General features: G+C 42.2%; 12 protein-coding genes. 6 read left to right on the top strand and 6 right to left on the bottom strand.

Annotated elements, in window-relative coordinates:
- Positions 1–2: 2 nt before the first annotated feature.
- The gene (locus ACRN9H_RS09020) at positions 3–1,421 is read left to right on the top strand and encodes a DUF1116 domain-containing protein (RefSeq protein ID WP_432313381.1); all 1,419 of its coding nucleotides are present in this window, start codon (positions 3–5) and stop codon (positions 1,419–1,421) included.
- 180 nt (positions 1,422–1,601) lie between these two features.
- On the top strand, positions 1,602–2,537 hold the full coding sequence (locus tag ACRN9H_RS09015) for a carbamate kinase (protein WP_432313380.1): 936 nt from the start codon (positions 1,602–1,604) through the stop codon (positions 2,535–2,537).
- A gap of 340 nt (positions 2,538–2,877) precedes the next feature.
- Here the strand turns inward: ACRN9H_RS09015 and ACRN9H_RS09010 are convergent, their stop codons facing one another.
- From ACRN9H_RS09010 to ACRN9H_RS09000, 3 genes are all read right to left on the bottom strand, one after another.
- Complete coding sequence (locus ACRN9H_RS09010; protein ID WP_432313379.1) at positions 2,878–3,831, bottom strand: DUF2877 domain-containing protein; 954 nt, start codon at positions 3,829–3,831, stop codon at positions 2,878–2,880.
- Positions 3,832–3,839: 8 nt separating this feature from the next.
- Complete coding sequence (locus ACRN9H_RS09005) at positions 3,840–4,697, bottom strand: LysR family transcriptional regulator (RefSeq protein ID WP_432313378.1); 858 nt, start codon at positions 4,695–4,697, stop codon at positions 3,840–3,842.
- 409 nt (positions 4,698–5,106) lie between these two features.
- Complete coding sequence (locus ACRN9H_RS09000) at positions 5,107–6,831, bottom strand: chloride channel protein (protein WP_432313455.1); 1,725 nt, start codon at positions 6,829–6,831, stop codon at positions 5,107–5,109.
- Between the two features lie 74 nt (positions 6,832–6,905).
- On the opposite strand from ACRN9H_RS09000, the gene ACRN9H_RS08995 reads away from it, so the two are divergent.
- Both ACRN9H_RS08995 and erpA read left to right on the top strand, forming a co-directional pair.
- Positions 6,906–7,706: a DUF6776 family protein gene (locus ACRN9H_RS08995; protein ID WP_432313377.1), complete on the top strand. Its 801-nt coding sequence runs from the start codon at positions 6,906–6,908 to the stop codon at positions 7,704–7,706.
- The gene (gene erpA / locus ACRN9H_RS08990) at positions 7,699–8,049 is read left to right on the top strand and encodes an iron-sulfur cluster insertion protein ErpA (protein ID WP_220774600.1); all 351 of its coding nucleotides are present in this window, start codon (positions 7,699–7,701) and stop codon (positions 8,047–8,049) included. The genes ACRN9H_RS08995 and erpA overlap by 8 nt, the downstream gene beginning before the upstream one ends.
- 98 nt (positions 8,050–8,147) lie before the next feature.
- Here the strand turns inward: erpA and ACRN9H_RS08985 are convergent, their stop codons facing one another.
- Both ACRN9H_RS08985 and ACRN9H_RS08980 read right to left on the bottom strand, forming a co-directional pair.
- Positions 8,148–8,597, bottom strand: a complete 450-nt coding sequence (locus ACRN9H_RS08985; protein ID WP_432313376.1) for a hypothetical protein — start codon at positions 8,595–8,597, stop codon at positions 8,148–8,150.
- Between the two features lie 25 nt (positions 8,598–8,622).
- A complete protein-coding gene (locus tag ACRN9H_RS08980; protein WP_076497075.1) occupies positions 8,623–9,003 on the bottom strand; it encodes a DUF2750 domain-containing protein in 381 nt (126 codons plus the stop codon).
- Between the two features lie 659 nt (positions 9,004–9,662).
- On the opposite strand from ACRN9H_RS08980, the gene ACRN9H_RS08975 reads away from it, so the two are divergent.
- The gene (locus ACRN9H_RS08975) at positions 9,663–12,695 is read left to right on the top strand and encodes a TonB-dependent receptor plug domain-containing protein (protein ID WP_432313375.1); all 3,033 of its coding nucleotides are present in this window, start codon (positions 9,663–9,665) and stop codon (positions 12,693–12,695) included.
- A 72-nt stretch (positions 12,696–12,767) separates the two neighbouring features.
- Here ACRN9H_RS08975 and ACRN9H_RS08970 read toward each other — a convergent pair whose 3' ends face one another.
- Complete coding sequence (locus tag ACRN9H_RS08970) at positions 12,768–15,182, bottom strand: prolyl oligopeptidase family serine peptidase (RefSeq protein WP_432313374.1); 2,415 nt, start codon at positions 15,180–15,182, stop codon at positions 12,768–12,770.
- A 304-nt stretch (positions 15,183–15,486) separates the two neighbouring features.
- On the opposite strand from ACRN9H_RS08970, the gene ACRN9H_RS08965 reads away from it, so the two are divergent.
- Positions 15,487–16,791 carry a winged helix-turn-helix domain-containing protein gene (locus ACRN9H_RS08965; RefSeq protein ID WP_432313373.1) on the top strand — a complete coding sequence of 435 codons (1,305 nt, stop codon included), beginning with the start codon at positions 15,487–15,489 and terminating at the stop codon, positions 16,789–16,791.
- Positions 16,792–16,907: the final 116 nt, after the last annotated feature.

Genomic DNA, 16,907 nt, shown 5'->3' with positions numbered 1-16,907 from the left:
TCATGAGCAAGATGACAGCACTATTTTCAAACTTAAATGTAATTAATGTGGGCCTTGAGTTCTTTAAAGACGATATCAGCAAGCAGCAAGCGCCGGTGACCCATGTGAACTGGCAACCCATTGCTGGCGGTAATACCAAGGTGATTGCGGCGCTTGATAAACTGGCGCAGCCAGAAATAGCGCAAAAAATTGAGGCGGCCAACGAAGAAGCGGTTAATCGCATTATTAAATCACACCCAGTGTTGGTGGGTTACGAAAGAGCGATTGATGTCGTTCCTGGCATGACTAAGACCACCATTTTACATGCTGGCCCACCAATATGCTGGGATGATATGAATGGCCCAATGCGCGGCGCGGTGACTGGCGCGCTGATTTTCGAAGGCTTGGCGGCTAATCTTGATGAGGCATTTAAATTAGCAGCATCGGGTGAAATCACTTTTTCGCCATGTCATGAGCACGATTGCGTCGGCTCTATGGCGGGGGTCACGTCGGCTTCTATGTATATGCACGTGGTCAAAAACATGACCTATGGTAACGTCGCGTATACCAACCTTAGTGAGCAGATGGCGAAAATTTTACGTATGGGCGCCAACGATGAAAGCGTGGTTGAGCGCTTAATCTGGATGCGCGACGTATTAGGCCCAATGCTAAAAGCTGCTATGGATAAAGCTGAGCCTATCGATTTACGCTTAATGCTAGCTCAAGCCCTGCATATGGGAGATGAATGTCATAACCGTAATAACGCAGGTACCGCTTTATTATCACAGGCATTAACACCTTTGATTTTAGAAACTGATTTCACCATCAAAGAAAAGCGTGAGGTTTTTGATTTTATTGCATCAAGCGATTACTTTTCTGGTCCAACTTGGATGGCAATGTGTAAGTGTGCCCTCGATGCTGGTCATGGGGTCGAGCACAGTACAGTAGTGACCACAATGGCGCGTAACGGCGTTGAATTTGGTATTCGTGTCAGCGGTATGAAAGGTTTTACTTGGTTTACAGGTCCTGCTCAAAAGGTTATCGGCCCACTATTTGCTGGCTTTAAGCCTGAAGATTCGGGCTTAGACATAGGTGACAGTGCTATTACCGAAACCTATGGAATTGGTGGATTTGCGATGGCGACGGCGCCAGCAATCGTTGCACTGGTTGGCGGCACGGTAAATGAGGCGATTGATTACTCTATCCAGATGGATGAAATTACAACTGCCAAAAATCCGAATGTCACTATTCCGTTATTAAATTTTAAAGGTATCTCATCGGGTATTGATATTCGTAAAGTCATTGAAACAGGTATTTTACCTATTATTAATACCGCTATTGCTCATAAAGAACCCGGTGTTGGTATGATAGGTTGTGGTATTACGAATCCACCTGTGGAATGCTTTGAAAAAGCCATTATTGCCTTTGCTAATAAATTTTAATCAATACGGTTAACTCTTGTGCACATAGAAGTCGGCTCTATTTAAATCTGTTATTTATGATAAGAAATGAGTCGGCTTTTATTGTTAGTTTTATCCGTTTTATTTATTACCTTTATTGCAACTGTGTGTTTATTTTTTCTGCCACATGATTGTGGATATAAATATATATTGAGGTTCCCCATGAAAATAGTATTAGCCCTTGGAGGCAATGCGTTATTAGAGCGTGGTCAACCGCTCACTGCGACCAATCTTCGTAATAATATTAAAAAGGCTGCGGCATCAATTGCGGCTATCGCTAGAGAGCATGATGTGGTAATTGTTCATGGTAATGGTCCGCAAGTGGGATTATTGATGGAGCAAAATTACGAGTACCAAAAAATTAATAGTGCGGTCACCGCCTACCCATTGGATGTATTGGGCGCCGAAACTTGCGGCATGATTGGTTATATGTTGCAGCAGGAATTATTTAACAGTGACAATAAGTTAAGTATTACTACTATTTTGACCCAGACCTGCGTAGATATCGACGATCCTGCGTTTAACGACCCCACTAAATTTGTGGGTCCCGTTTATAGCGAAGAAGAGATAGATAAGATTAATATTGCTAATCCTTCGGCAATTTTTAAGAAAGATGGCGACTATTACCGCCGGGTTGTGTCTTCACCTATGCCACAAGATATTGTCGAATCTAAGCAGATCAGTAACCTACTTGAAAATGGTAATACAGTGATTGCCTGTGGTGGTGGCGGTATTCCGGTATTTAAGGCTAACAATGGTAATCTCGTTGGTGTTGAATGTGTGATCGATAAAGACTTAACGGCGGAGTTACTTGCCGAGCGAATTAAGGCGGATTTGTTTATTATTCTAACCGACGGCGCGGTTTACCTTAATTACGGTAAAGAAAATCAGCAGGCGATTAAAAATATTACGCCTGAAGAGTTAGACAAATACCATTTCCCAGCGGGTTCTATGGGGCCTAAAATTGATGCCGTGTGTAAATTTGTTTCTAAGGGGCTGGGCGATGCTGCTATTGGTGCTTTAGATGAGTTATCTGCGGTTATTGCTGGACACTCTGGTACGCGTATCACACTGGGTGAAACGGTCGAGTATTATTGATTTTATCAACGACCTCGCCAGTAACTTGCACGCTTTGTTATCTTAACCTGAACTCGGGATAGTGGCTGTGGTAACTGATTAATCTTATTACCTTATTCACAAAATTAACCCTGTATAGACGCAGAGCTTATACCTAGCTCAGGATATCTTAGTGCTGGTTTATGTTTTATAAGCCTCAAATAGAGGCTTTTTTATTTTGGCCTACAACCTGCCACTTCAGTTCATCCCATTGTATTCGGATAGTTGTCACCCATTAGGGCCTTACGGTTTAGAGCTGACCAAAATAGACACTATTAAGCACGATAGAGCATCACTCTACATCAGCCCCTGTTTTGTGCTTTCAGCTTATTGGTGCATCCCCGAAGAAGATTAATCCCAAGTAGATGCCACATAGGGTGTCGTGGCCAGAAGAGTGACCATAGGCAATCACAGTATCAAGGGCTACATCAAGCGCACAGGGGTTAAAGGGCTGATTTAAAAAGGTATACAGCTCAATAATCTCTTGGTTATAACGATGGTGTGTGGCGTGCAATAACATGGCTTGACTAACATCTGTAGTTTGCGCCGCACTAGCTTGCACCGCTTGTGCTAGCAGATAAAAATAAGGGTGCTGACTAAAGTCTAGCCAGGAGAGCAAGCCGACCAGTAGGTCGTCCATTGAGGGGGTTAGCCCAGCACCAAAGCCGATAATAGATTTAAGCTCAATTGCACGGTCTTGCTGGGCTATAGCAGCGATAAATCTTTGTAGATGCGGCGTAATATATTTAATCATCATCTCTGGTTGATACACCAGATGAGTCGCGATATTGAGCCGCGGTTGCTGACACAGTAATGGATAAATCCCCAGCGACTTTTGATTGCACTGTAAAAAAGAAGCGATATGCAGCTGAAGGTTTGATTGTTGGCTGAGCGCGATGGGCAAAGCCGCAGGCAAGCTGGGGTTAAAACGTGCTATCTGCTCACTCACAATGGTTGCGCCTGTGCCTAAGTTGATATGCAGGATCAGATTATCGATATGGGCGCAGGCCGCTGATGCCGGTGACAAGTTAGAGTCTGTGTTATTAATCACGCACAGCTCAACCTTTGCACCGACAATGAGCGACTTAAGGCTTACCCCTTGCGGTAATAAAATTGCGCTTGGGTTCATCTTTTTTGGTTGGGTGAGTAGCGAGATCAAACCAAAGGGACTTTGTAGATTGCAGGCGGCGTTAAATACCGAATGCACGGTTGTGCTTATTGAGCCGTGGTGCATGAGTTGATCATAAATCGGTTGAGCTAGGGTTATCTTTGTCATCATCAGGCTTAATAGGTTTTATGGTGCTTTAAGTTAAAGGTATTGATGATCTCATCGGCTATTTTTGTCACGATCATGTCATGAGTATTATTAACATATAAGGCTAAATAAAAGTCGTTGGGTGGGGCATAGGTTTGTAGCTCGTTGATAATGCTATGTTCTGCCGTTTTACAGGTTTCCGGTAACAAGGTGATCCCAAAACCGATAGATGAAGCGGTAATAATGGCCGACAAGTTACTGCTGCAATAGTTAATTTTGCTGCAGTAACCTAATTGATCCATAGAGTTAAGTATATGCTCCCGATACAGAGCTCCAGTGGGGAACAGCACTAATGGGACCATCTTGTTATTAAAGGTGGGATGCGCCGCGCTGTCGAGCCATAAGAGAGGCTCTCTGCGATAGGCGTAAGCATTACCGAGTATGGGCTGCTTAACCAAAATAAGGTCATACTGGCCAGCTTGATAGGCCTGATACAGGCTGTTGCTTAGGCCTGAGGTAAATTCAATTAAGATATTGTAGTTATATTGAAACTGCACAATGGCTTTAGTGACATCGACCGACAGATCGTCAGGCACACCTATCTTGATAATGCTTTGCTCTGACTTCTCATGAAAGTTATCGACCATAGAGGTATTCAAGTCGATAATTTTATGGGCATAACGTAATACAAATTCCCCTTGCTCCGTTAATGTTACCTTTTGCGGTGTACGTATTAATAGCGTGCTGCCGAGCATAGATTCAAGGCGGTTAATTTGTTGGCTAATGGCCGATTGAGAGTTATGTATTCTTTCTGCTGCGCGGGTAAAACTGCCGGTTTCACACACGGCGATATAGGTTAAAAATAACTGCGGTGGAATAAATTTCATGATGGGTCACCTACGTTTAGCTTGTTATTATATTTTTCGTAAAATGAGTTGCGCCATTGTGAATGGGGTGGGCTTTGCTGTTTCACGCCAGACAATTTCTAGTTTTAGCCCTGTGGCTGCCTAGTGTCGTGATTTAGTTTTTAATCTTAGTGATGACGGCTTTGATATTATTTTCCTCTTCTTCATGGGGGATGCGTTTAAACATAATCCTAGCATTCAGTCTTTCTTCAATAGGGCAGACATTCAACCGACAAATAGTAAGACCTTTAACTTAGTAAGGGAAATAGTATTTGCGCCAACTTAATATCAACTGTGTGGGTCCATGTTATTGGTGATGTTCAATTAGCGCTTACTCAGCATTAGGTGTTACTGATTGTTTATGCTGGTGGGAAGAATAAGTGGCTATAGATTATATTTGTCCTGAATTGATTTCTTTTTGGAGTGCTGCCCAGCTGATCACGCCAACGATGTTATCGAGCGTATCTTGGTAGATAAATACCTCACCACTACGTTTGGGTGACAAGATGATATAAGCCTCATTGAGTGTTGTTGTATCACTCAGGCCTTCTATAGGATGGCGTGTTAGCGCGGGGCTATGATTATCGGGTGGCATCTCAAGACTGACCATTTCTAATATTGCCTCAGTATTACGCACTAGTACGCTTCGACCTTCAGCCCGCTTAAGTACTTCGAGCAATAACTCATCGTTGTCATTAACGATAACAAAGCGTCTATCCATCAAGGTTCTGACACCTTTTTTCTGCAGCGCTAAATTAACCGGCGCGACTTTATAATTAAGTCCCATGATCTCTAACTGTTCAAAGAAAATAGATTTTGTTTTAAACCCTTGATAAGCAATTAAAAAAGCCGGAATAGTGACAAACATTGAAGGTAAAATGATACTGGCGTCATTGGTCATTTCTAACAAGGCGACTAAGGCTGCCAGTGGCGCAGCAAGACATACTCCCATCATGGCGGTCATACCTATAACCGTATAAAGCCCAACGTAGGGCGCAATAGATGGGAACAATAGGGCGCTGACTAAGGCAAGGATAGCACCGAGTAAAGCACCTATACCGTAGAGAGGACCAATCAAGCCACCGGGAATACCTAAACCAATTGCCGCAATAGTGGCAATCATTTTGGCAAACAACAGCGCAATTAAAAGTAATAAGCTCGGGTGTTGACTAATCGCCTCACTAATGGCGAAATCGCCAGTTCCAAGGGCTTGTGGCAACACTAAACCAATCAATGTCGTTATGCTACCGGCCAATAATAACCGATAAATTAATGGCCAGTTTTGCCCCGTGGCGGTAACTTTTAATAGTGAGTAATTAAATAGGGCGGCGGCAAAACCTAATACTACGCCGCCAATAGCAAGTATGGGGTAGTGATCTAAGGGGATATGGAACACTTGAATACGGTCCAATTCGTGTACATCACCAAATACCAGTTGGCTTGATACAGCGCCACAAATTGCCGAGAGCATAATCGGAAAAAAGTAGTGGATTTTATACTCGCGAACAATCACTTCGAGTACAAAAATGACCGCAGCGAGTGGGGCATTAAAAGTAGCGGCTATGCCTGCAGCAATGCCGCTGACGCACATAATACGCACGCTATTGTCTGGAAGATTAAATTTTTCAGCGAGAAAACTGGCACTGACCGCACCTAGATGGATAGCTGGACCTTCACGACCGACCGAGAAATTAGTGCCAAGGGCAAAGAGTGCTTGAAAAAATTGTCCTGCGGCGGATTGAAGCGGAATTTTACCATAGTGCAATTTAACTCTATGTAAAACATAGGCTATTCCCATCCGCTTGTAGCGTTTAGAGCCTAGTTTTGCCACAATCCAAATTAATACAGCCCCTAAAAGCGGTAACAGAGCTCGCCAGTCAGCGACGTTCCCCGTAAAATCAAGCGTCTGTATTTGGGTGTAATGATTAGCCCAAACCAGTAAAAGTCGAAACAGTAAAATGACACAAGATGCGAAAATGGCAAATAGCAGCGCGAGTACGCACAGTTGTGCACTGATACGGGCTTGGGATAAATGATCACGTAGCTCATTAGCGAAATACTTTTTAGCTACTATGATGGCACGTTGAATCGCGACTTTGTTTATCGGTAATTGCACTGCGTTGGCCTGAGTTGTATTGTATCGAACTCGTTCTTGAGTTGATTGTATTTTATATAAGGGGTTGTTACCTAATGCCAAATTATTCTCATTGGCTAAATCGGTTACAAGTGATGGATCGCAAGTATCGTCCATCTTCAATATATTTATCGTGCTTAGTGTTAGTGGCTCTTCTTTTGGGGGCTTGGATTAGTTTTCTGCTGTTAAGCAGTGATAATCCGATTGTTAAACACAGTAGTAAAGCCCAAGGTTTGAACGTTGAATTAGCAGCTCAAACGCAATTACTCGCGACCCGAAATCTAGAACTTTCCGTCGAGCGTGAAGCGAATGCACAGATGCAAGATATGTTTGGTCAGCAACTGAAAAAGCAAAAGGAATTAGAGCACGAGCTAGCGTTCTACCGTAGTATTATGACGCCAGACGATAATGCAGAAGGTGTCGCAATTCACGGACTTGAGATAACGCCGGGCGCTTTGACCGATGAATATAAGCTCAAACTGGTGTTAACTCAGTTGCAAAAGCGTAAACAGTCGATTCAAGGTCGAGCCGAATTGACGTTAATCGGTGTGCAAAATGGTAAATCGGTTAATTTGAGTGTGAATAAACTCACAGACTCTAAGCTTGAATTTGATTTTCGTTATTTTCAGGTCATAGATACCAAGGTGACTGTTCCCGCAGGCTTTAATTTACAGCAAGTGAAAGTTAAAGTGTTGGTGCCTTCGAGCCGCTGGACTAAGAATTCACAGACTGAACAAGTCTATAGTGCCCCTGAGTTATTACAGGGTGAAAAAGAACCACGGGTAATACTTGAACAAAATAGTCAGGTAAAGGATAATTTGCCCCAGAAAACTGATGTAAGAGGTAGTAATGACTGATCAAGCTGATGCAGCAATGCCAATCCAATTTACCGATGCGGCCGCCGCTAAGGTAAAAGGTTTGCTGGAAGAAGAGCAAAATCCTGAACTTAAGCTACGAGTCTATGTGACAGGTGGTGGTTGTTCTGGATTTCAGTACGGCTTTACCTTTGATGAAAAGGTCAATGAAGGCGATTTTACGATAGAAAAACAAGGCGTTCTTTTAGTTGTTGATCCTATGAGCCTACAATATTTAGTGGGTGGAGAAGTCGATTATACTTCTGGCCTTGAAGGTTCTCGCTTCTTCGTGAAAAACCCTAATGCATCTTCGACCTGTGGTTGTGGTGCCAGCTTTTCTGTTTAACGCATTACTAATACAGTGCCTAAAAGCACAGTGTTAGATCAAAAAAGCCGTCGTAATGACGGCTTTTTGTTGGGCGTAATTTAGTCCCCTATCACGGCTTAACTCATGATATTCAAGTTAAGCTTAGGCTTAAACCACGCCTTCACCTTTTTATCAAAGGCGACCCAAACTTGCAGTAATGACAAAATAATCAAAGCGATAAAAATGACATAGTCAGGTAGTTTGCTCTGCCACTCACCTAAATACACTGTGGTTGGGCCGACAATTAAGTTGTCAGGATCGTACATAATCACTGGCAGCATACTAATCAATCCAAGCTGTACTAAGGTGTAACCCCTCAGCATGATAAGCGCAGCCTTTTGCCGACCGATAATGGCAATCACCATAAAGAGTGTCAGTAGACAAAATAACACGCCTTGCTTGGCAACTAAGCCACTGATTGACGCAGCGGTATACACTATCAACAGCGCAATGAGTCGTTTCGGTAAACGTTGACTCATCATTGTGCTTGCTTGAGGTGTTATTAGCGTGGGTTCTTGCTCGCTCATAGATATTCTCGCTTAGCGCTGCAGATTAATGGCTTTGCTTAGGCGCTAATTTTTGATCGAGTTCGTAAGGTGGGATCACTACGCCTAAATCATCTAATACTGGGAATACGGCAACAAATAAGTCATCATCTTCCATGCCTGGTACCCATCTATCGTGAAATTCATCATAGGGTATGGCCAAAGTTTGGCAATCGCTCCATTCGTCCACAGCCCAAGATTCCGCCGCTTCTTCAGTTGGCCACATTGGAATACAATCTTCTTCTTCTGTGGTCAGCATGACGCAACCGTCTTGGTCCTGTAACGTCCAAATAATTTGGTGTTCTTTAACTTGTTCTACAAGGTAATCGTAACGGGCTTCAGGTGTCATTGCTGCTGTCTCAGCGAGGGTTTTAACAGTCTTGCTCATGAAAAATATCTCTTTTGCTTGAATAGGGTGAGCTTGATGTGTTTTTTAGTTGCACAGCAAAATTCACCAGTTGTGCAAATGGTAACATTAGCGAGGGATTAGAAAAAGAACAACAGCACTAAGTGTGTCGTTGTGTTGAAATTGACCCTTTATTTTACTGAGTAGAAATCGCACTAAATCAAGCCTATTGATAGGGAACAATCTGTAGGCTCCTATGCATATAAATAAACCACAACCTCAATTTAACTCACTTATTTTTTACTTCGCCTGAAGAGAAGCAATAACTAACGTTTATTTCGTCTCAATTTATTATATCAATTTTTATAAAACGCCTAAAATCTGTCACTTCAAGTTCACCACTGCAAATCCAGTTCAAGCATATGATTTTTAATGAATAGATAATGAATAGATATAAAAGAGGCAAATAAACGAGCCCTTAAGCATTGCTGCATTTGCTGGAGCCAAGTACAAGTTTGTGATTGCATTTTGTTAATCAAATTAATCATCAGTGTTAATTATTTTGGTTGTGTGAAAAATAACAGTATTGGTAAAGGTGAGTGGTTAAAAATGATACTGCCAGGTTGCCTAGTTACTCCCTAGTTCTCTAAAACTATAAACATAATAACTGCCATCAGTGCAGAACTAATAAAGGTAAAGTGATGAAAATAAAAATATTAACTTTAGCAATACAAGCGACGATGCTTAGTGTTGTGCCCTCGATGGTGTTTGCTGCAGATCCGATAGAAGTGAGTACCGCGCAAAAGGACATGAATACCGATAGAAACTTTCCCGTCGCAGATGCCGATGAAGCTAGTATTGAGAAAGTGGCAGTGACAGGATCACGTATTAAGCGTGATAGTTTTTCGTTGAGCACGCCAATGGTAGGTCTTGATGCTAAAGATATTGCTGATAGTGGTATTGGCTCGCTAGCAGATATTCTTGTTGATCAAGTGCCTGCACTTTCAGAAGGCGTTAGTAGTACCAACAGTCAATCTAGCGTCCAGAATACGGGGCTTTCGACGATTGATTTACGTAGTCTTGGCACCGATAGAACCTTAACTTTAATCGATGGACGTCGTGTTGTATCAAACAGCTATAGTGGTAACTATGTCAGTTTAAGCACGATACCTACGGCAATGGTTGAAAAGGTTGAGATTATCACCGGTGGCGCATCAGCGGTGTATGGCTCTGATGCTATTGCAGGTGTTGTTAATATTATCACTCAAAGCGATAAAACTGGCTTTGAAATTAATGCTAGAGGCGGAGAAACGACCAATGGCGGCGGTCAAGAGCGTACCGTTGATGTAGGTTATGGCGCTGACTTTGCCAGCGATAAAGGCTATATCTACGCAAGTGCTACTTACGACAAGCAGTATGGATTGTTTGCTAGTGATAGAAGCCGTTCTAAATACGAATCTAGTTTTGAATATGATACTAAAACGATGTGTAATGCGATGAACACGGTAGATGGTGATCAATGCATGCGAGATATAACACCAGATGAGTGGCGTGAACGCAGTAACGACATCAATGGTGGTCGTTTTGAAACTAATGCCTGGTGGTATGACGGAGCAAATTTAAAGCCAGATTTTAAAGAGGAACGTGATGGTTATAACACTTATGAAACGGAATTATTAAAAGTTCCTGAAGACAGTTTGTCTGCTGCAATAAAAATGAACTACGATATTTCTGATGATGTAAGAGCCAATGTTCAAGTTCAATTTAGTCGTAATACTGCATTTCGTCGCACCGATGCAGAAGGCCAAGATTATAATGATGCAGAGCTTTATATCGATCCTATCACTGGGCTGCCAGGTATGATTGATGCGGGAACGATATCGCCTAATAATCCCTATGTACCATCTGAAATTGCCGCAATGGCAGGTAAAAGTGTTACGTGGGATCGCCGCTTCCAAGAAGTAGGTCCTGTTGAAAGTAATAACGAACGTACAACATTACGATCTTGGGCTGGATTGCAAGGAAGTTTATTTGATACTTGGACTTGGGATGCCTCTGTTGGATACGGTAAATTTGAACAGCGCCAACGTCGTAGCAACGAGGTAAGTATTCGTCGTTTAAGGAATGCGCTTGATGCTGAATACGCTGATGATGGTGTCACTATTCAATGTGCGAGTGAAGATGCTAGAGCTGAAGGCTGCGTGCCGGTCAATATTTTTGGTGAAGGTTCTATCAGCAAAGAAGGCGCTGATTATATTCGTGCTAATCCCTACATCAATACAGATATCACTCAACTTAACGCTTTAGGATTTATTTCTGGCGAGTTATTCGAATTACCAGCAGGGGGCGTTCAGTCTGCATTTGGAGTTGAATATCGCCGTGATACGCAAGAAGTGCAAACAGATAAAGTAATGCGTGCTGATGCCATTACCTTTAACGATGTACCACCATTTGAAGGTGAGGTAACGGTATGGGAAGCGTTTGGTGAGGCGAGTTTGCCGCTATTAAGAAATGCTGGTTTTGCTCATAAACTTGATCTCGATGTCTCGTTGCGTATTGCGGATTATAGCCAGAAAAACATTGATTTAATGTCTAGCTATCGTACTGGTTTATTGTGGGAGCCTATCGAAAATTACGCGCTACGTGCCAACTATTCACGTGCGCAACGTGCACCTAATATTACTGAGTTAATTTCGCCACCTCGTGGAGATTATGACAGTGTTCTTGATATTTGTGATGGTGTTACAGCGACTTCTACCAATGCGGGTCACGATAGTTGTCGTCTTGATGCTGGCATTGCTGCTGCAATTGCGACTGACGGTATTTTTGAAGATGCAGGTGGTTCTAAATATTCTCCCAATGCTGGTAATGAAGAGCTTACCGAAGAAACTGCTGATACCTATACATTAGGCTTCACTATGGCTCCTGATTTTCTTGAGGGCTTTAACTTAGCGGTGGATTATTATGATATTAAAGTCGCCGATGCTATTGGTTCGCTAAGCAATGAAGATATTCTTGCTGAGTGTTATAACTCAAGTAATGCTTATGGTGCAGACAACCAATACTGTGGTGTGATTAGTCGTGATACCGAAGGTCAGTTAACGCAAATCATTCAGCAAGAGCTCAATTTGAATGATATAAGCACTCGTGGTGTGGATATTGCCCTTGCTTATCAGTGGGAGCTTGCTGAATACGGTGATCTTAGCTTTAAGACTAACTGGACCCATGTGCTTGAATATAGCTCAAGCTACATGGGCGCTGATGGGCTTGTAGAAGATGATTACGTTGGTGAACTTGCTAGTGGTATTTTTGAAGATAGGGGCACTGCTTCATTAACCTGGAGCAATGATGACTGGCGGATTCGCTGGAGCACCAAATACAAGAGCGATATGGTTGATAGCCATGATAGAGTCAATGAGTGGCAGGATCTGAACGCTGCAAATCAGGCAAAAATTGATGCGGGTGATGCAACCGCTATTCTGAATCCTGAGACACCGGCATTCTTATACTACGGCTCATATGTGACTCATGATTTATCAGTGTCTTATACTATGGATATTAATAATAGTGCGCAATTACGCTTATACGGTGGGGTGCGTAATATTTTCGACAATCAAGGTCCTTGGGTCGCCAATACGGGGGATCTTGTTGAGTCAGGAACGGGTAATTATAGTAGCGCTTATGGTGGCGGTGTTGGACGTTACGGTTACTTAGGTGCAGAGATCAAGTTCTAACCATTATTGTAGCTTTTATTTTTATATAAACCGCATGCTTTTAGCATGCGGTTTTTTATTTTATAGAGAGTATTAATGTGTTGCTAACATGTGAGCTTTTAAAAAATGGCTTTGTTCCCATAACATATGATTTAACGATTCTTTAGCACTGTAACTATGACTTTCAAAAGGCAGGATAACGAGTCTTGCAGTACCGCCTAAGCCCTTAATTGCGTCAAACATCCGTTCTGCTTGCATTGGAAAAGTGCCCGAGTTTTGATCCATCTCTCCGTGAATTAATAACAAGGGCGACTTGATTTGATTGGCATAATTAAAGGGTGACATTTGTTGGTATATATCATTGGCTTGCCAATAATTACGTTCTTCATTTTGAAAGCCAAATGGCGTTAGACTACGATTATAAGCGCCACTTCTGGCTATTCCCGCGTAGAATAAATCCGTATGCGCAAGTAAATTTGCCACCATAAATGCACCATAAGAATGGCCACCAATAGCAATTCGCTTGGGGTCGGCAATCCCTAAATTGACTAATACATCTACTGCGGCTTGTGCATTGGCCGTCAATTGCTGTTTAAAGTTATCATTAGGTGCTTTATCATTCTGGCCAATAATAGGCATAGAAACTTTATCGAATACGGCAAAGCCTTCAGCCACGAAAGGCACAGGACCTTTGGGGCTGATTTTTAAAAATTGATTGGGGCTGAAACTGACTTGCCCTGCGATTTCAGCATCATTAAATTCCCTTGGGTAGGCCCACATCAACACTGGTAGTGGGCCTTGCTCTTTGCGATAGCCAGCAGGTAAGTACAATGTCCCTGAGAGTGGTACACCATCGGCTCTTTGGTAGGTAATGAGTTGTTTTTGGAGCCCTTTGTAGGCTTGTAACCCTTCCGGTTGCTGATATAGCACTGTCTCAGATGCATCGTTAACATTGATTAACACTAGGCTAGGTGCCTGATTTGGGCTTTCGCGGTTGATGATCATCCTTAGTGGATTCACATCGAGTATATAACGTACCGATTCCAATTTATCATTGGCCGACTGCCATAGTAAAGTTGAGGTGCCGTTGACTAATAATGTGTGTTTTAAAAAAGGCCTATTCCCTGTATTTGAAGCACCTTGCCCATAATGCATTAGTTCTGGCGAGTTAGCATGTTGGCTGATGTGAATAAGTTTACCTTTATTAGGAATATTTACTTTAAAAAACTGTCCTAAATCTTGATATTTATCGCGAATGTTTCGCTCGCTAAATGTGTGTAACGAGGTTTTCTCTTGGTTGAGATCTACATGACCCATCCTCAGTCGTTGCAATTTAGTATTGCGCTCTGTGACCAATGCTAGATCATGTTCAGCCCACTCAATATCGACAATTCGCCACTGTGTATTACTGATTAGCTTTGCTTTATCAGTAAATGGCGCCGAAAGAGTCCAGAGGCTGTCGCGCTTTGCAGCTGTTTGACGTGAATCGCTTAAATCTAATGCTTGGGTAAAAGCTAATGTTGCCGCTTGACCTTGTACCCACTGGATCATCCTAGGGCCACTTAAAACAGAATCACTACCTGTGGGACGTTGCTCACCGCTTAGGCTTTGATGAATGGTTGTAATGTGCGCATCATTTAAGCGATAAACTGCGGTTAACTTAGGGAAGTCATGGAACTTAACTTTGTAGGAAAATGGAGGGGTGAGATGAGTTGCGAGGATATATTTTTCATCTGGTGAAATAGAAAAGTCGAGAAAAATTTTTGCTTTAGCGATTGTCGAGATAGTGCCATCAAGTTTAACTAGGGCGAGTTGACTTATCGTTAAGTCGGTAAATCTTTGTTCATCTGCAGAGTTTTTAAGCAAATCTTGATAGGTTCGTTGCTGAGTCTTACTTGAGAGAGTTTCCTTTACCATAGGTGAATACGAAGCTGGTGACTGTCTCCATTCGCCGTTCTGTTTATTGGCAAAACGTGCCACTACGCCACGTTCTCCAAGCCATTGATAATTTAAGTTGATACTGCCATTTAGGCGTTGGTTCGTGAGTTGTTTATTTAGGTCTTTTTCAATGTCATAAGCATAAAGATAGCCACCGCTCTGGTTCAGACTGATAAAGCTTAGGTAACGGTTATTGGGTGAAAAGGTTACTTCAGTAATGTCATTAGCGTTAGGCAAGTCAATGGTGCGTTGTTCATTGTTCTTAATATTGATGAGCTTGAGCTGATTATAACGTGTGGACAATCTACTGGGTATAAGTTGCTGTGGCGATATTCTTAGCCCCGCGAGTTTTTGCTCTGCAGTTGCAAAAGTGGAAATAGCAGGGGCTGAAATTGGGGTAAGTATAGCCATCCATTCATGATTATTTGAAAGTCGCGTCACGACAGTTGTGTTGTTTTCAACCGTTTGTTGTAGGGCTTGTGCGGGTGTTTTATATTCCTGCGCGAAGCTGTGGTAGCTAAAAGTGATTGATAGAATTATCCAGATATTATTGAATATTAAGCGCTGCATGTTTCATTCCTTGCAGGGTTTCTCTGTTGAGGTTAACCCTCAAAGGAGTACCGTTTTAAGCTGTAGAGCTTTTTACATTTATAGTGAGCTCCTTTGTAAGTAATATGGCCGCCCTCTGCAATCTTTCATAGCTCGATTCTATATTGTTTAAATCTCTATTTTATAAATATTATGGCGTAATATTATGAATTTTAAATAATTAATAAAAAAGGTCAGTTGCTATTCGATCTGGTTATTCGGTAGTATTAAAGATTTACTTAGTACTCATAACCATAATAAGGCTAAGAATTGCGGTGTTAGGAAAATGATGAAGGACCAGCGTAAGTTAAGCTATCGTTTAGGTCTATGTAGAGTAGATCCCTCAGATAACTCAGTCGTATTTCAATCCAAGACAGATATGAATGAGTCTGCTATCGATCAGACGAAGCTATCTCTTCAACCTAAATTTATTGAAGTGCTTAATGTTCTTGCACGAAACTATCCTGAGGTCGTTACTCGGGATGAATTAATTGCTCAGGTATGGGACGGGAATAGCTATGTGGGAGCTAAGGCTTTAACGAATGCCATTTGGCATTTGAGACAGCAATTATCGCTCTTAGCTGAAGTGGGTGCTGTGATTGAAACCGTGCGTAAAACAGGCTATCGCTTACTCATTGAGCCAGAGTTCGATGTCGAGGCTATTTCAGATGAGCAAGACTTACTCCAATTGACCTCGGGTAAATTACTTCATATGACGCAACGTATGCGCGTTATTATGATTTCGATGGCCCTATTGATTTTTTTGGGCATACTTTTTACTGGGATACATCTTTACCAAGATAAACAGAAAATGCTGGGAACTCAGGTTACCGCCTTAACACGCGATCCGGGTTCTGAGCGTTATCCTGTCGTTTCTCATGATGGACGTTGGCTTGTTTATGGTGCTTATAGACCAGGCTTTGTTCCAAGTCTATATCTTAAGGACTTAACCAATGACGATTTTCCTGTACGGCAGTTAACCTCGTCATCTTCAACGGAATTGCGTGCCGCTTGGAGTATCGATGATACGCGTTTGTATTTTACCTCTCGCACAGTAATGACTGCAGAGTGCCGTATCATGCAGTTAACGCTTTCAACAAATGAAATCATATCTTTAGCTCCTTGTAGTAGTGATATGTCCGCCATCGATGTTTCACCAGATGGTAAGTCATTAGCTTATATATCTTCACATGAAAAAAATAAAATGGGAGGTATTTATGTTCAGTCCCTTGAACTTGATAATGCCCAACTGATTCGCCAATCATGCGAGATAAATTGTAGTTATGAAGACAGAGATTTGGCCTATAGTCCTGATGGATATTGGATTGCTATCGTTCGCCGTTATAGCAATATTTCAGAGGATATTTTTATTCGAGAGCTTTCTTCTGGTAATGAACAACGGCTCACCCATGGCATTGAAGATGTACGAGGTTTAGGTTGGACCAATGATAGCCAGCGTTTAGTGTTTGCCACAGAAGAGTCTGGAAGTCGTAATGGCTTTATTATTGATATAAAATCTAAAAATATTAGCTCTTTAGATGTTGAGGGCATGAGTTATCCAAGGCTTATTGGCGACAGCGGGAGGGTGTAACAGATTCTGTGTAACTGCAATTTAGTTAATATGCTTCACAATTCTGTCTTCGAACTCAATAATAAATCGGCTCATCGCAGTACGCCAGTTTCGAATGGGCATGGTCCATTTTTTAC

The sequence above is a fragment of the Shewanella sp. MF08487 genome (assembly GCF_050848685.1).
Taxonomy (GTDB): Bacteria; Pseudomonadota; Gammaproteobacteria; order Enterobacterales; family Shewanellaceae; genus Shewanella; species Shewanella glacialipiscicola.
This window is presented reverse-complemented; position numbering and strand designations above follow the sequence as displayed.